At 59.6% G+C, this 14,168-nt stretch carries 13 protein-coding genes and 3 pseudogenes; 6 read left to right on the top strand and 10 right to left on the bottom strand.

The features are described 5' to 3' along the window. Positions 1–6: 6 nt before the first annotated feature. From PKB_RS15990 to PKB_RS15975, 4 genes are read left to right on the top strand one after another with little or no spacing between them, the layout of a single operon-like run. Positions 7–1,041: an HlyD family secretion protein gene (locus PKB_RS15990; protein ID WP_011489328.1), complete on the top strand. Its 1,035-nt coding sequence runs from the start codon at positions 7–9 to the stop codon at positions 1,039–1,041. Between the two features lie 31 nt (positions 1,042–1,072). Further along, on the top strand, positions 1,073–1,375 hold the full coding sequence (locus PKB_RS15985) for a DUF3861 domain-containing protein (RefSeq protein ID WP_020205774.1): 303 nt from the start codon (positions 1,073–1,075) through the stop codon (positions 1,373–1,375). A 25-nt stretch (positions 1,376–1,400) separates the two neighbouring features. Beyond that, the gene (locus PKB_RS29180) at positions 1,401–2,063 is read left to right on the top strand and encodes an acyloxyacyl hydrolase (protein ID WP_011489326.1); all 663 of its coding nucleotides are present in this window, start codon (positions 1,401–1,403) and stop codon (positions 2,061–2,063) included. Between the two features lie 50 nt (positions 2,064–2,113). After that, positions 2,114–3,295, top strand: a complete 1,182-nt coding sequence (locus PKB_RS15975; RefSeq protein ID WP_038457526.1) for a patatin-like phospholipase family protein — start codon at positions 2,114–2,116, stop codon at positions 3,293–3,295. 494 nt (positions 3,296–3,789) lie between these two features. Here PKB_RS15975 and PKB_RS15965 read toward each other — a convergent pair whose 3' ends face one another. Genes PKB_RS15965 through PKB_RS15950 form a run of 4 tightly spaced genes read right to left on the bottom strand, consistent with a single transcriptional unit; the run spans position 3,790 to position 8,897 of the window. Next, on the bottom strand, positions 3,790–4,806 hold the full coding sequence (locus PKB_RS15965) for a PD40 domain-containing protein (protein ID WP_038457528.1): 1,017 nt from the start codon (positions 4,804–4,806) through the stop codon (positions 3,790–3,792). A 45-nt stretch (positions 4,807–4,851) separates the two neighbouring features. Continuing rightward, positions 4,852–5,847, bottom strand: a complete 996-nt coding sequence (locus PKB_RS15960; RefSeq protein WP_011489323.1) for a carbon-nitrogen hydrolase family protein — start codon at positions 5,845–5,847, stop codon at positions 4,852–4,854. A 55-nt stretch (positions 5,848–5,902) separates the two neighbouring features. Continuing rightward, positions 5,903–7,315, bottom strand: coding sequence for a class I adenylate-forming enzyme family protein (locus PKB_RS15955; RefSeq protein WP_197539223.1), 1,413 nt, complete (start codon positions 7,313–7,315; stop codon positions 5,903–5,905). A 1-nt stretch (position 7,316) separates the two neighbouring features. Further along, complete coding sequence (locus tag PKB_RS15950; RefSeq protein ID WP_011489321.1) at positions 7,317–8,897, bottom strand: class I adenylate-forming enzyme family protein; 1,581 nt, start codon at positions 8,895–8,897, stop codon at positions 7,317–7,319. 212 nt (positions 8,898–9,109) lie between these two features. Between PKB_RS15950 and PKB_RS15945 the strand changes: the two genes are divergently transcribed. Continuing rightward, positions 9,110–10,066 carry an AraC-like ligand-binding domain-containing protein gene (locus PKB_RS15945; RefSeq protein ID WP_020205777.1) on the top strand — a complete coding sequence of 319 codons (957 nt, stop codon included), beginning with the start codon at positions 9,110–9,112 and terminating at the stop codon, positions 10,064–10,066. Between the two features lie 178 nt (positions 10,067–10,244). Here the strand turns inward: PKB_RS15945 and PKB_RS15940 are convergent, their stop codons facing one another. The 5 genes and pseudogenes from PKB_RS15940 to PKB_RS15925 all read right to left on the bottom strand — a co-directional run bounded on the left by PKB_RS15940 (position 10,245) and on the right by PKB_RS15925 (position 12,741). Beyond that, complete coding sequence (locus tag PKB_RS15940) at positions 10,245–10,628, bottom strand: NAD(P)/FAD-dependent oxidoreductase (RefSeq protein WP_020205778.1); 384 nt, start codon at positions 10,626–10,628, stop codon at positions 10,245–10,247. A 78-nt stretch (positions 10,629–10,706) separates the two neighbouring features. Further along, positions 10,707–10,940, bottom strand: a pseudogene (locus PKB_RS15935) (IS3 family transposase); the annotation flags it as partial. Between the two features lie 99 nt (positions 10,941–11,039). Beyond that, positions 11,040–11,297 (bottom strand): MarR family winged helix-turn-helix transcriptional regulator, encoded by a 258-nt coding sequence (locus tag PKB_RS15930; protein ID WP_233518771.1) that lies wholly within the window; start codon positions 11,295–11,297, stop codon positions 11,040–11,042. A 74-nt stretch (positions 11,298–11,371) separates the two neighbouring features. Beyond that, positions 11,372–11,551, bottom strand: a pseudogene (locus PKB_RS29175) (LysR family transcriptional regulator); the annotation flags it as partial. Positions 11,552–11,559: 8 nt separating this feature from the next. Continuing rightward, on the bottom strand, positions 11,560–12,741 hold the full coding sequence (locus PKB_RS15925) for an MFS transporter (RefSeq protein WP_038457537.1): 1,182 nt from the start codon (positions 12,739–12,741) through the stop codon (positions 11,560–11,562). A gap of 272 nt (positions 12,742–13,013) precedes the next feature. Here PKB_RS15925 and PKB_RS29170 point away from each other — a divergent pair, with 272 nt between their 5' ends. Next, positions 13,014–13,655, top strand: coding sequence for an AraC family transcriptional regulator (locus PKB_RS29170; protein ID WP_197539222.1), 642 nt, complete (start codon positions 13,014–13,016; stop codon positions 13,653–13,655). A gap of 29 nt (positions 13,656–13,684) precedes the next feature. Here PKB_RS29170 and PKB_RS29165 read toward each other — a convergent pair. Continuing rightward, positions 13,685–13,888 (bottom strand): annotated as a pseudogene (locus tag PKB_RS29165) (DUF3363 domain-containing protein); the annotation flags it as partial. Between the last annotated feature and the right edge of the window lie 280 nt (positions 13,889–14,168).

Raw genomic sequence — 14,168 nt, 5'->3', positions numbered from 1 at the left:
TCCGCCATGGCCATGCCGAAAAAAGCCAAGATCACCAGTGCCGTGCTGCTCCTCGCAGTGGCAGTGGGCTGTGTCATTTATCTGAATCGCCCCGAATCCAGCGCATCGACCCAATCCACGGACGACGCCTATGTACAGGCCGATTTCACCCTCGTCGCCCCCCAGGTGTCGGGAGTGATCGGCAAGGTGCTGGTCGAAGAAAACCAACCAGTGAAAGCCGGGGATCTGCTTGCGGCCATCGACGATCGAGACTTCATCGTTGCGGTGGACGCGGCAAAGGCACAAGTCGCCGCCGCGAAGGCCAGCGTCGCGGGGCTTGCCGCGCGCGTGGCGCAGCAGGAGACCGCCATACGTCAGGCTCAGGCGACAGTCGCGGTGGACGACGCAGAACTCAAATTGGCAGAGGCCAACCAAAGGCGTTATCGGAACCTGGCTTCAGACGGATCAGGTTCGATCCAAGCGCGCCAACAGGCCGAGGCGCAGTTGGCCATTCGGCTGGCCAGCCGAGACAGGAACCGCGCGGGCCTGCAAGCGGCACGGCAACAGACGGACATCCTCAAAGCCGATCTTGAAAAAGCCAAGGCTGCACTTTCCCAAGCGCAGGCGGCGCAGGACGCGGCGGAGTTGAAGCTCTCCTATACCCAAATCACAGCGCCCATCAGCGGCCTCATCGGTCAGAAGTCAGTGCGCGTCGGCGCATTCGTGAATGCTGGCAAGCCGCTGGTGGCGGTGATCCCGCTCGATGCGGTCTACATCACGGCCAACTTCCGCGAAACGCAATTGGCACGTGTGCAGCCAGGGCAGTCGGTGGACATCAAGGTGGACGCCTTGCCGGGGGCCGTACTGAAGGGCACCGTGGAGAGCCTCGGACCGGCCAGTGGCGTCAGCTACTCGGCCGTCGCGCCACACAACGCCACGGGCAACTTCACCAAGATCGTCCAGCGCCTACCCGTGCGCATTCGCATTGACCCCGACCAGCCTGGTGCCGCGAATTTGCGCGTCGGTATGTCCGTGACGCCGAGGATCCACATCGGTGAATAGCGCCATTCGTCCAGCATGAGGAGCCATACAAATGAGGCAATACCGATATCGCGTAACTGTGGAGCAGTTGACTGATTCGCATGGCATCCCCAGCGATCGCAAGCCTCTGCAATTTGAGGCCGGAAATCATGACGACATCATCTCCGTCGTGACATGGCTTCGCAGCAGAGGTGACTTCAGTAGCCAAGATGACGCGGCGGCATTTGCGGTCGGGTTGAAGCTGTTTGCCTGGGCGATCCTGGCAAACAAGGATAACCCGCTTCTGTCTTCGTTCCTGCCGCATCTATATCAGTTCGTGAAGGAGCTAAAGGCTGGGTCGAAGACGGACCGATGACCCAGCTGCTCGCGCAACAAAGGATATGAAGGGACGCTGGGTCATGACACCTTGCTCAGAAACCACAGATAGGCTCGCCGGACTGAGGACCTGCAACGGTGGTGGGCATCGCGGCACTGTCATTGAACACGGCGTGCGCATTCTCTTTGGCACGGCCGTAGGTGCTCTGCCGGCTGTTTCTGCGGCCCAGGCTCGCTTTGTCGACGCGAAGATGTATGTGCAGGCTGGAGCGACTTCTTTGCAAGGCGACGCAACACGCGCAATGAACGTGGGCGTGATGGTGCCTTCTGGCCTCTTCAAGGGCATCAGTCGTGATGCGGGTCCGCTGACCCTGCATTGGGATCTATGGGGTGGCCATTGGAGGTCGCACCATGCTGATGGCACAACAGGCGGCTATTCCCAGCTTGGAGCCCTGATGGCTTGGCGCTACCAGCCCGCCGGACCGAAATCTCCTTGGTTCTTTGAGGCAGGCCTGGGAGGGAGCGTCTTGGACGGTCTCTACAACTCAGGGCAGCGTCGATTCAGCACGGCCTTCCAGTTCACGGAAGTGCTGGCAATTGGCTACCGCTTTGGGCCGGAAAAGGCCTACGAGGTTTCCTTGCGTGTACAGCACTTCTCGAATGCCGGCATCAAGAAACCCAATCCGGGTGAGAACTTTATGTCCTTGCGCTTCTCTCTCCCGTGGTGAAGGCGGCCGGGCATACTCGGGTGCCTGCGGTGGCACATACTAGGCCCGCCATGAGCGCCGAGAAGACGGCGCTCGTTCTGTCCGGTGGCGGTGCACGCGCTGCCTACCAGGTTGGCGTGTTGCAGGGTCTGGTGAGATTGCGCCGCGAACGTCTGGGCGACGGGGCTCCGAACCCATTCGGCATCCTATGCGGTACTTCGGCAGGTGCAATCAATGCCGCCGCTTTAGCCTGCCGGGCAGACTCCTTTGATGCGGGCGTGGAGACAATCGCCGCAGTTTGGCGAAACTTTCGCGCTGATCAGGTGTATCGCACCGATGCGCTTGGTATCGCCCGCAGCGGTGCACAGTGGCTGAGCGCGATTTCGGTAGGCTGGATGTTGGCGCGCTGGCGCAAAGAAGGGCCACGTTCGCTGCTGGACAATGAACCTTTGGCCGAACTGCTGCGACATTGGGCGCCGCTGGAACTGCTACCGCGCATGCTGGCCGAGCGTCATCTGCACGCGCTGGCGCTAGGCGCGTCCAGCTACACCAGCGGCGAACACCTCACCTTCTTTGAGGCCACCGGCGACATGACGGGCTATGAACGCTCGCAGCGGCTGGCCGTACCCATGCGACTGGGGCTGGAGCACCTGCTCGCTTCGGCGGCGATCCCCTTCGTATTTCCAGCACAGCGTATCGAGCATGCGGAGCACGCCGGCTGGTACGGCGACGGCTCGATGCGGCAAACCTCACCGATCTCGCCGGCGATCCATCTCGGTGCGCAGCGTATGCTCATCGTTGGTGCCGGTCGGCTGCATGAACCGCGTGGGCGAATCGTGCGTGATGGCGGTTACCCGACACTGGCTCAAGTTGGTGGGCACGTGCTGTCGAACGTCTTTCTCGATTCGCTCGCGGTGGACATCGAGCGTATGGAGCGCGTCAACCGTACCCTGGAAATGATGACGCTGGGGCAGCGCCTGGCCACCTCACTGCGGTCGGTGAAGGCGCTGGTGATCGCGCCAAGCGAGCGCATTGACGACATCGCGGCTCGGCACCAGAAGTACCTGCCGCGAACGGTGCGCGCGCTGTTGCGCGGCGTGGGTTCGTCCAGCGCGAGCAGTGACCTGAGCGGTTCCGCTCTGGCGAGCTACCTGTTGTTCGAGGCTCCTTTCACCCAGGAGGTAATGGCGCTGGGTGAGCGCGACACGTTGGCACAACGGCAGGCAGTCTGTGATTTCTTCGGGTGGCTTTGAGGCGTGCGCTTCACCCCCAAGCCGAGGCACTTCCAGGAAAGGCGTTGGCAGACCATTCGCGCAGTGGAACGCACCCCATATGGCGCTTCGAGGGCAAGGGATTTCCGATCGACGTGCCCGTGCGTAGCCGCAAGGAAGCGTCCGAAGGTCCGCCGCTGATCCAGGCGCATGGCTTTGGCGTGATCTATGTGCCCTCGCTGGTGGTGCAGCCGCAGAGGGACCAAGGCGAACTGACGCGGTGTTGCGGGGCTATGGATGCACCGGTATGTGGCTCTCCGCTGCATACTTGGAGCGGCGTCACAACAGCGCCGCGCAGCGGGCGCTGCTGGACGACCTGGAGGCGCGCACCGGCCAGCGCGGGCGGTATGGCGGCAAGGCGCTACGCACGACGTCTAGCACGGGAAGTTCCGCGGCGCCGCCTCGCTGAGCAACTCGGAAGCATTGCCGCTTACCCGCGCAGCGCGGCACTGGCCTCGCGGGGTCTTGGTTCGCTCTTATTTTGCCGTTCTGCGGTCTTCGCGCGCGCGAACGACTTCATAGATGTCCAGGCCGCCCTTGCCACCAGGACGATCAGACACGAAAGTCAGAATCTCGCCGTCCCCAGTGACTGCTGGCATTTGATCTTCATACTTGGTGTTGATCAGCGAGGGCAGAGGCTTGATAGGCTTCTTCCATTGCGACGGGTCCCTGGCATTCGCACCAGCCTCAAATTGCCAGATGTCGCTGCCGCCAACGCCGTCCGGGTAGATCGCCCACACATAGCGATGCTTGGGGTCAATGTGACCATCCATGTCCGGGATGCTGTTCGGCAGGATTCTCGCAGCGCCTGCCTTGCGGGTGAGTCGGTCGAAGCGGGTGACCTTGAAATCGAGATTGACCGGGTTCGCATCCTTCGCAGAAGTGAAGTAGATGTTGGCCTTTCCGTCGTAGTTGGGGCAGGAATCGATTCCTGAACTGTTCGGCCCGCCATCGTTCTCGCAACCGAGATTGACTGGCTGCTCCCATGCCATGTCGTCTCTGATGTTTCTACGGTAGCTGGCATACAGATCGAGTCCACCGCACCCCCCGGGCCGATCGCTTGCGAAGAACAGCCAATGACCATCATCGGATTGGAGCGCGCTGTGATCCGCATAGCCGCTGTTCACGCCCCTGGGCAGCAACTTCGGATCGCCCCAAGGAGAACTGCGTGTTGCGCGGTGGCTTACGTACACGCTATAGCGCGTTGGTGTGCCGTCCTTGCCCATGTACCATCCGTCCTCCGCGTTCGCGGGCGCCACGCCGCCTGGCCGATTCGACGAGAAGTACAAGGTCAGTCCGTCACCCGTGATCGTGGCCCAGCCGTCGTGGTACTCGGTGTTGATCGGTGCGCCGGCGTTCTTGACCATCCAGACGCTATTGGCGGAACCTGGATTGGGTGCGATGCGCTCGGCATGTACCTGTGCTTGAGTGGTGAGCGCAAGCGCCACGAGGCCAAAGGCCGCGGCCGCAGGACGGGACTTGAGAATAGACAAGATTGTTCTCGCGGACACGGATGTCTCCTTTCTCGGTAAATTCACTCATTCGCCTTGGGTGTTGTATTCGGTGGGGTCGGCCTGGAAGCTGTGAACGCGGGTCGCCGGCTTCGAATTCCACAGCAGCCGAACGACATCGGGGCGGGAATAGTGTCCGGTGGGGTCATATGCCGCCTTGGCCACGCCGATGAAGCCAAGATCTACATCGGCGTAGAGCAAGCCCTCTTGCGTCTCCGGAAACGGCTCGCACAGCGGCTTGGCGTCCGGACCGAAGATCTGCGCGAATCCCCCACCTTCAAGCAGCAGCTGCCGTTTCTGCGGCGTGTCAGCCAGCATCTCCAGCATTTCCTTGGACACCAACGCGCAAGGAGCCAGCACATAGCAGCCGCCCTCGAGCGCATACACTTGGCTTGCAGCCAGATTGGCTTCCGGGCTCAGCTGAAAGGCTGCCCCTCTGTAGACTGAAAAGCTCGGCCAAGCCGCCACATGGATCTGCTCATTCTGCGAATACATGGCGTACTTGCTGAGCGGTTGAATGTGCTCGGCGCAAGACAGTGCGCCAATGCGGCCGATGCTCGTTTGATGCACCGAAAGATGGCTTCCATCGCCCTCGCCGTAGACAGTCCTTTCGGCATGCGTTGGCTTGAGCTTTCGACGGGTGCTCACGACTCGCCCTTCATCGTCGATGATGGCTTGAGCAATGTACAGCGTACCGTCCTGACGCTCGCAGAACCCGAGGACAACGAATATCCTGTGCTCGGCAGCAGCAGCGCATAGGCGTTCCCACTGCGGACTTCCCACCAACAGGGCATTCTCGAAATGCCTCTGGACAAACTGCATGCCCCATGCAGGCGAGTCGAGCCAGATCCACCACGGGTACCCCGGAAGCCAGACCTCGGGAAACGCAATCAGCTTGGCGCCGTTTTTCGCGGCTTCTTCAATAAGGCGGACCGCCTTCTCGACGCCCTTGTCCAAATTAAGAAACTCTGGGGCCGCCTGAACGGCGGCGACCTTGTACTTGGCAATTTCAGAAGTTGTCATCTAGATGTCCTATCTGAAGTAAATGGAGTTCCGCTACAGCCGCGGCTGGCGTTGATCAGGCGGAGAGCACTCGAACAACGCGGGGGACCTTGAATTTGGCAAGGCGCATCCCGAGTTCGGCGCGAATGCGCTGCGTCCATTCCTCGTCGGAGGCTTGCGAGTCCTCGGTCACCAGTTCAGCAACCAGCGTGATGCCCCAAGGTGGCATGTCCTCGCCTGTAACGCGTGCCTGACGAATCCCGGGAATTGCCATGAGAGCCTCTTCGATCTCCTCGGGATAGATGTGGTATCCAGCGCAATTGATCTGGCGATCAGATCGTCCCAAATGGAACAGGAACCCGTCGCCGTCTCGACGGACGATGTCGCCTGTGTGGCACCAGCCGTCGTTGTCGGCGAACTCCTTGACGACGGTATCGGCACGAACGCACAGTTCCCCTTCGGCTGGGCCGTCATGATGTCCGCCGACGGTGACTTCGATGCCGGCGATCGGGCGTCCGCAGCTGTTCATTCGGTCTTCGCGCAATCTGCCGTCGTGGCAAAGCTCGTCCCCACGCAGGATCGACAAGGGCCAGCCTGCTTCCATGCGACCATAGATCTGGTGCAGCGAAGGCCCGAACGCATCGATCGCTATCTGCAACTCATCGACGCCCAGAGGTGCACCGCCATAGACGACCCGACGAAGACGGTGCAGCGGGTACATGTCCACGCCTTCAGCGGCACTGATCCGCTTGACCATTTCTGAGATCAACACCACGGAAGTCACTTTGTGATCCGAGATCGCCCGCAAGACGGTGGCGACATCGAAGCGAGGGAGTACGACTTGCGGCAGGCCCATGGCGATGAAAGGAAATGTCCCGATCTGACAAGTCCCATGAATGATCTGCTGGGTCGTAAGAAAGTGGTCGTCGCCGCTAACGGGAGCGCCGTATGCGCCCGTCATGAATAGACGCATGCTCGTCGTCAGCGATGCAGCCCAGTTCCGGTACGACATCGTGACAGCCACCAGCTCGCCGTTTGTGATCTGCCTTGGGTAGACGACGGCAGGTTCGTCGCGAACCCACTCACCGGGCGAGAGAGCCGTCCCCTCCAGTGGCGTTGCGTCGCTGTGCACCAGCGCATCGCCTCCGAGCAGATCTGCGTGCTCCGGATCGGCGACGATGCGGTCGACCCCTGCCGCCAGAAAGAGCTTGCGCGCTTCGTCCACCGCTAGGGCGGGATCGGCGCCCCCCCCCCCCCCCCCCAGCCACTCCACGGCGAGAAATGCTTCGACGGCAGCGATGCTGTTCGAATACCAAAGGCCGATGCGCTTCCGGCGCAGGCCACGCTCTGCCAGATTGCCAGCCAATGCAGCCACGACCGCAGCCAGTTCGAAACCCGTCTTTCCGCTGCCATCAACTCTAGAGAGGATGCGCTGGTGGCCTGCGCGCATCAATCCATGGTGGGTGAGCTGTCCTGCGATCAGCTGCATGTCAACCCGCATGCCGTGCCGTGAGCTGCGCCTGCAGGTCGGCGCGTCTAACCTTCGCGCCGGAGAGCACGGTCGGCAGCTCGTCCAGGATGAACACGGCGTGCAGTGTCTCGTGGGGCTTTAGTCTCTTACAACCGGCAAGACGGATTTCGGCTGCCATGGCGTCGCCGGATTCGGCGCCGGGACGCAGCGCGACGCCCGCCACCAGGCGATCCACCCCGCCGATGCGCACCGCGACGACGCCGCACTGCCGCACGCTCGGGTGCGCAAGGATCTGTTCTTCGACCGTATGTGGGTAGACGGTGCGGCCGTTGATGTTGATGACGTCGGTGCAGCGATCGACGTAGTAGGCGAAACCACACTCGTCCATGTAGGCCAAATCGCGGGGTTTGAACCAGTCATTGGCGTCGAGTGCTGAAAGATCCAGCCGGTCTACGTAACGACCGCGAGACATTGGACTGCGTGCGCGGATCTCGCCAACTTCGCCCGGCGCCTGCCGTTCGCCGAGATCATTGACGACGTCCAGCTGAAATAGGAACGACGCGGGTCGGCCGATGCTTCCCCAGCGGCGTTCATCGTCCTCTACATCGCTCCACAGCAACCGCGTCGCGACGCCTCCCATCTCAGTGACACCGTACGCATGGCACCACACGTCGCCCAGCAACCGGCTGGTCCGTTGCAGCAGCTCGGGCGTGGCAAAGAAGACGATCAGCCTGCGCAGGCAGTGCTCGATGCCGCCGCGCGATTCGATTTCGTCGAGGAGCTGAGGTAGCAGGGGGCCTGGCACGAAGGCATTGGTGACCCCGTGTCGCACGATTGCATCGACCACCCTCCCTGGATCGAACCGCTCGTCGTCCAGTATCACGTTCCGGGCTCCCCGGACGAGGTGCGGGTAGAGATTGTGTGCACCGCTGCACCATTGCAGAGAATGGAAATGCAGGCACACGTCGTCCTTGGAGAGAGAGCCCGCGTTGGGACCAAAGGAGTCCAGGTGCTCCAGATTCTGCGAGACCATCGCCAGCCATGCGCGGTGGGACATTTCCCAGAGCTTGGGCATGCCAGTAGTGCCGCTCGTCGGCTGAAGATAGTAGGGAGCGTCATCGTCCACCTCGAAGTGCGGCTCCTCGTCACTCGCTTGATCTAGCAGAGTGGCAAAGGGAGTCGCCCATCCAGGCACCTCGTGTTCTGCACCGATGCCGACCAGATGGAGGGCCTTGAGCGCGTCGAGATGCTCGGCGATCGCCTGCGCGAACCGCACATCGAACACCAGAACCCGCGCCTTCGCGGCACGTAAAGTCGCGATGTGAGTCTGGATCGGGAGATGCGCATGCAAGGCGACGCGAGGAAATCCGAACTTGTCGAAACCGAGCCAGCAGTGAACAATTTCCCTTCGGTTGTACGACAAAACCCCGATGGCGCTGCCCCGCGGGATTTTTAGTCGATCAGCGATTGCGGAACCAGCCTTGTTCGCCTGCCTGTTGAGTTCAAAGTATGTTTCCTGTCCGTCGTCCGTCACCAGTGCGGTGCGTTCGGCATACTGCGTTGCCGCAGTCGCGATGGCCAGTCCCGGCTCGATCTTCATGTCTTCCTCTCGTGGTAGTTCGTCCTATTTGCCGTTTTCGCTACGACTGACGCCGATGCCTCTGCACTTCGGCATGTGTCTGCGTTCAGGCGCCCGACGGACATGCGGGACCCCGTGCAAGACCTATGTGTCGCTGCGGGCATCGCAATGTAGGATGCAAAAGCCACAAAAGTTTTCCTCCTAGCGCAGCGTTTCTTGTCCTGGAGTGCAATATGCAGACGAGCTCCTGCTTCACCACGGACGGGATGGCGATGGCGGATCGCCTCCCGTACTGGAACGAGGTCGTTTCGAGTACGTTCATCCCGTCGAGCGTGCAGCCTCCCCGTGCAGGCGAGTTCCGAGCAAGCCTGCACAACGAGCGACTGGGCGAGGCGGAGCTTACGGTTGTTCGCGCTTCGCCACAGCGCGTGGCGAGAACCAGCGCACTGATCCGCCTGTCGAGCGATGAATGCCTGATGTTCGGCTTTGCGCCCAAAGCCCGATGGAAAGTCAGCCAGCACGGCCGAACTGTCCAGGTTGCACCGATGCAGTTCGTGCTCTACGACTCGAACTATCCCTTCGAGCTTGAGTTCGACGAGGACTTCGACCTGCATGTGCTGCAGTTGCCGCACGCAAGTCTTGCGTTTGCTGGGAGCAGGCTTTCGGATGTTGCGGGCAGGCCGTTCGACGCAGTGTCAGGCGCGGGTAAGTTGCTGGCGTCCTTGATCGAGGAGGTCCGCAGCGGCCATACGTCTTCCGGAGTGATTGCCAGGACATCGCTTGGCAGCGTCGCAGTCCATCTGGCAACCTCGATGGTTTCCGAGTTGCTCGAGCTTCGAACCGATGAGGCCAACGAGCGCGAACTCCGGCTGCTCAGGGTGAAATCGTACATTGAGTTGAACCTGGCCAACCCGAGGCTCGACCCGCATGCGATTGCATCGGCCAACGGAATGTCGGTACGCACGCTGCATGGGCTCTTCAGCGCCGAGGAACTGGGAGTGTCGACCTACGTCACCCATCGGCGTCTTCTGCGGTGCAAAGAGGACCTCGGCAATGCGATGCACTCGTCGCTGTCCGTGGCCGGGATCGCGATGCGATGGGGTTTCTGGAATAACGCCTACTTCAGCCGCGCATTCAAGCGGATGTTCGGCATTTCGCCGCGCTCATACCGGATTGGTCGGAGACCGTAGCACGACTCCAGCCCGGTGCTCGCAGCGCTGCAAACGAGCGATAACGGCGTCAGAAAAATGCGTGCGCCGCCTAGTAGGTCTGCATCGGGGTCGCGTCGCGGCCTCCAAGTGAGTGCTGCGGGCGACGCTCTTGCGCCAGCTCGAGCGTGAGCTCGGCTCAGGTGCGAGTGCCGGCAGGTTAAATGTCAAGGGCGCTTGCCGGACTCGCGACCGGATTGCGCAGTGTCACGATCTCTTCAGCCAAAGTCGGATGGATGCCGATAGTGCTGTCAAATACGGCTTTGGTAGCCCCGGCCTTTATGGCCACTGCGAACCCCTGCACAATCTCGCCTGCGTCCTGGCCAACAATATGCAGGCCTACGACGCGGTCGCTGGCGGTATCTACCACCAACTTGACCAGGGCGCGCTCGGTGCTGCCCGACAGAGTGTGCTTGAGCGGCCTGAACGCGCTTCGATACACCGCCACTTCCCCGAATTCTTCGCGCGCCTGCGCCTCGCTGTATCCCACGGTTCCGATGCTGGGGTCCGTGAAAACGGCCGTGGGAATGAAGTCGTAGCGCATCTTGCGTTGTCCTTGCCCAAAGTGTCCGCGCCGAAGTAAATCTGAGCCACCGGGGGTGCGGCGGATTTCTTGGACTGGTTATGCCATGAGCCCCAGGCTCTTGCGATATTCAACAGGGCTGAGAGCGCCCAGTGAGATCTTGATCCGTTTCTCGTTGTACCAGCGGATGTATGCGTCCAGGGCCTGGGTGAACTGCTCGATGCTCGCGGCTTTCCCGTCTCGAGGGTAGAACATTTCCGTCTTCAGCCTGCCGAAGAAGCCCTCGCAGGCGGCGTTGTCAGGCGAGCACCCTTTGCGTGACATCGAACGAATCGTAAGCCGTCAATTGACCACGCCCTTGTTCAGGGAGCGATGAGCTGTGAGGCTACGTGCCCATGTATATAGCACCATGAAGCGGCCCCGATTCCCGTTTCACGGCCGTGGTTCTGTGAGGGACAACGGTTTGCTATCGAGGTCAAGTTGAAGCGCGTCCTGATTGCACAATTGCGGCAGGCGCAATAAGGCATGTATCTCGCTTTGTTTGAGCGCCTCCGTCAATTCCGCAAGCGCGGAGCGCCAATGAGACTTCAACTCGTCTATCGCCTTGTTTCCGCGCTCAGTCAGAACAATTTCGATCACTCTTCGATCGTGCGGGCGATCGGCGCGCTCTTGCGCCGCTCTCTGGCTCATGCCCTTCTTCTCAAGCCGATCTAACAGCCTCGTCACCGAAGATGAATCGACTGCCAACGACTTGCCTAATAACTGCTGCGGCAACAGGCCGTGGTGCGGCTGGTATGAATGAATAACTGTGCGCCCGGTTCGTCCTCTAGTTCCTTGATTGCACGCGACAGCGGCGACTGTTCGATGTGCAGTCGTTCGGCCGCTTGCGCGAAATGCAGTCTTTCGGCTACAGCTAGAAAGCAGCGCAAATACCGCAGTTCTATAGTGGCACCTACGCTTTTTCACGGATGTATTTTGTATGGCGACGATAGGATGCTCGCACCTGTCCGACCACGACGATCAGCACGATACCCATAAGCAGGCTCTGCGACGCAATACCACGGACAGCGCCCATATGATCCGCCGCTATACCGGCAATCCACGGCGTTACACCAGCTATCAGGTAGCCCCCAGATTGTGTCAAGCCACTTAGGCGTGTTGCTTCACTGCGGGACGAAGAAAATTCAAGCGGGAGAAGCAACGCAATTGGGAATAAGCCACCTGTCGCAACGCCAAGAAGCACGGCCGCTCCCCAAACTGTCTGTGGAAGCCACCACAGCATAAAGAAGCCAGCGATAGCCAAGGCGGTGAAAGTGACCATTGCACCGGCAACGCCCGCACGCAGGGTTCGCATGACAACAGGAAAAAACAGGCTAGTCGATGTCTGTAGTATTAGGAACAGTGCGATCAATGCGCTGCTCGCGTGCTGGGAGAATCCCGAGGCAAGGTACAGGCTAGGCAGCCACGCAACAATCGTGTAGTTGATGCCGGCCTGCAAACCGAAGAACAGCGTCAATGCCGCTACTTCCAGCCGATTTAGCCCATGCTTGTGCCCATGTTGCACATGGGCAGCTTCATGTGCAGCACCTGGCCACATGGCCCACAACACGCCGGCTACAGCCGCAGGGATTGCCCAAAATGCTAGGCCGCCTTGCCAACTCTCAGTGCCGCTAGACAGGAATGGTGTTGCGTATGCAGCAGCGGCAGAACCGACACCCATTGCTGTGGCATACAGCCCCATAGCCGCATGTGTTTTATTGTGAAAGGTCTCTTTAATGAAGCCGCTCAACAGTGGCCGAATGATGGCGTCACCAACACCGACCAATGCTGCGGTCAGAAGGAGAAGGCCATAAGTTTCTGCATGAAGGCGAAGTGCCAAGCCTATCGTTAGCACGGCGAGCGCCACAATCATGGACTTTTTTAGACCAAGATGGCGATCGAAGGCATGGCCGAGCGGTGACAACACACCCATGCAGACAACCGGGATGGCAGTCAACAGGCCCAGGGAGCTACTGCTGATGACAAGTTCCTGCTGGATTTTATCAAGCACCGGGGAAAGTGACGAGATACCGGTACGCAGGCAAAGGCCTGCACCAAACACCATCAACCAGGGCAGCAACAGCTTATATTTCATGCGATTAATTCCTAGCACTAAATAACGATAGGATATCGGTCGCATCCCAGGCGCGCTTTCGATACAATGCCAACATATATCGAGTAGCTGCCAACGGAGATTAGATCGTGATGGCTAGAATCCACAATCGGGATTGGTGTCTTGCCTGCACCTCTTCGCTGAAGGAGTTGCCTCGGCATGTGTATTTTCGTGCATATAGCCTCAAGGGGGGAACCTGTGTCCAGGGCCACGAGCATGTCTGGTGGCAATTTCTATTCGCCCGAAATGGCCTGATGCAGGTGCAAGCGGGGGCGACTACATTGACATTGCCGCCCGACTACGGAGTGTGGATACCTCCTGGCTGTGTTCATACCCTATGGATTGGCGAAGAGGTCGAGTTGGAAAGTTTGTATATCGAACCAACTGCTGTAGCCATACAAGATCAAGAGCCACGGGTGGTAATGGTGGATGAGTTTGTCCGTGCATTCATCCATCACGGCTGTACATCTATACCTGTTAAGTATGATGAAGACGGTGCAGACGGACGAAAGGTTAAAGTGCTGCTAGATTCGTTGCAATCGCTGCCGGATGCCCCGTTTAATCTGCCGTTCCCTACTGAACCTAGACTACTTGAAGTTTGCTTGACAATTCAGAGCGCCCCACATCTAGCCCATACACTCGATGAGTCCGCAGGTCTTGCTCGCATGTCGTCACGTACATTTACTCGACATTTCCTGCGGGCTACGGGTTTGCCGTATCACACATGGCGACAACGCATGCGGCTTCTTGGCTCGCTTGAAATGTTGAGGTCAGACATTACAGTGACAGAGGTGGCATTAACAATTGGCTATTCCACGCCTTCGGCATTTACTCATGCCTTTAAACAGCTATTCGGCAAATCCCCCAGCCGTTTTACAAGACCAGAGCCTAAATAAAAAACGCCGAGACTAAGCAAGCCAAGTATCTACGATTGGGAGGATCGCTGCCGCCCGATCTTCCACGACACACCGCCACCACGCGCCGTCGCGACGATCCGCTGCCCCAGCCGCTGTTCAATCACCGGTCGCCAAGGCACCAGGCTGAATTCCATGCCGTCATCGAGGACGGCATAACGCCGGCTCAAGTCGTGAAAATGGTCAAAAAAAATTGAGAGCACCGGCCTGCCGTCGGCTCAACCGTGAACCGACAGAACACTGCTTCGACGTGCTCAGCCGACGTATCCATCGCCCTGAACCAACACTCGTGCGTCGGTCGCACAATCAACAAATACCCCTGGCCCAGCACATTAGTCAGCTAGGCCTGTTGGACGGTGAAACAGTGCGCAGGAAATGGTTAATCCTCATCGTGCTTCCCATATATTTTCATGAAGATATCTATTCCTCGTCTGACCCGCTGCTTTATCTCATTCGCTTCCATGGGTTGCAGACCGTATTTGTTCCTTGTTGCGC

The sequence above is a fragment of the Pseudomonas knackmussii B13 genome, assembly GCF_000689415.1.
GTDB lineage: Bacteria > Pseudomonadota > Gammaproteobacteria > Pseudomonadales > Pseudomonadaceae > Pseudomonas > Pseudomonas knackmussii.
The sequence above is the reverse complement of the archived record's forward strand: the minus strand, read 5'-3'. Positions and strand labels throughout refer to the sequence as shown.

Bases quoted from the DNA above. Each gene is read 5' to 3' on its own strand.
- PKB_RS15925 (WP_038457537.1), bottom strand. From the start codon at position 12,741: ATGAAATATAAGCTGTTGCTGCCCTGGTTGATGGTGTTTGGTGCAGGC.
- PKB_RS15945 (WP_020205777.1), top strand. From the start codon at position 9,110: ATGCAGACGAGCTCCTGCTTCACCACGGACGGGATGGCGATGGCGGAT.
- PKB_RS29170 (WP_197539222.1), top strand. From the start codon at position 13,014: ATGCAGGTGCAAGCGGGGGCGACTACATTGACATTGCCGCCCGACTAC.
- PKB_RS15940 (WP_020205778.1), bottom strand. From the start codon at position 10,628: ATGCGCTACGACTTCATTCCCACGGCCGTTTTCACGGACCCCAGCATC.
- PKB_RS29180 (WP_011489326.1), top strand. From the start codon at position 1,401: ATGAAGGGACGCTGGGTCATGACACCTTGCTCAGAAACCACAGATAGG.
- PKB_RS15985 (WP_020205774.1), top strand. From the start codon at position 1,073: ATGAGGCAATACCGATATCGCGTAACTGTGGAGCAGTTGACTGATTCG.
- PKB_RS15990 (WP_011489328.1), top strand. From the start codon at position 7: ATGGCCATGCCGAAAAAAGCCAAGATCACCAGTGCCGTGCTGCTCCTC.
- PKB_RS15955 (WP_197539223.1), bottom strand. From the start codon at position 7,315: ATGCAGCTGATCGCAGGACAGCTCACCCACCATGGATTGATGCGCGCA.
- PKB_RS15975 (WP_038457526.1), top strand. From the start codon at position 2,114: ATGAGCGCCGAGAAGACGGCGCTCGTTCTGTCCGGTGGCGGTGCACGC.
- PKB_RS15950 (WP_011489321.1), bottom strand. From the start codon at position 8,897: ATGAAGATCGAGCCGGGACTGGCCATCGCGACTGCGGCAACGCAGTAT.
- PKB_RS15960 (WP_011489323.1), bottom strand. From the start codon at position 5,847: ATGACAACTTCTGAAATTGCCAAGTACAAGGTCGCCGCCGTTCAGGCG.
- PKB_RS15930 (WP_233518771.1), bottom strand. From the start codon at position 11,297: ATGAGCCAGAGAGCGGCGCAAGAGCGCGCCGATCGCCCGCACGATCGA.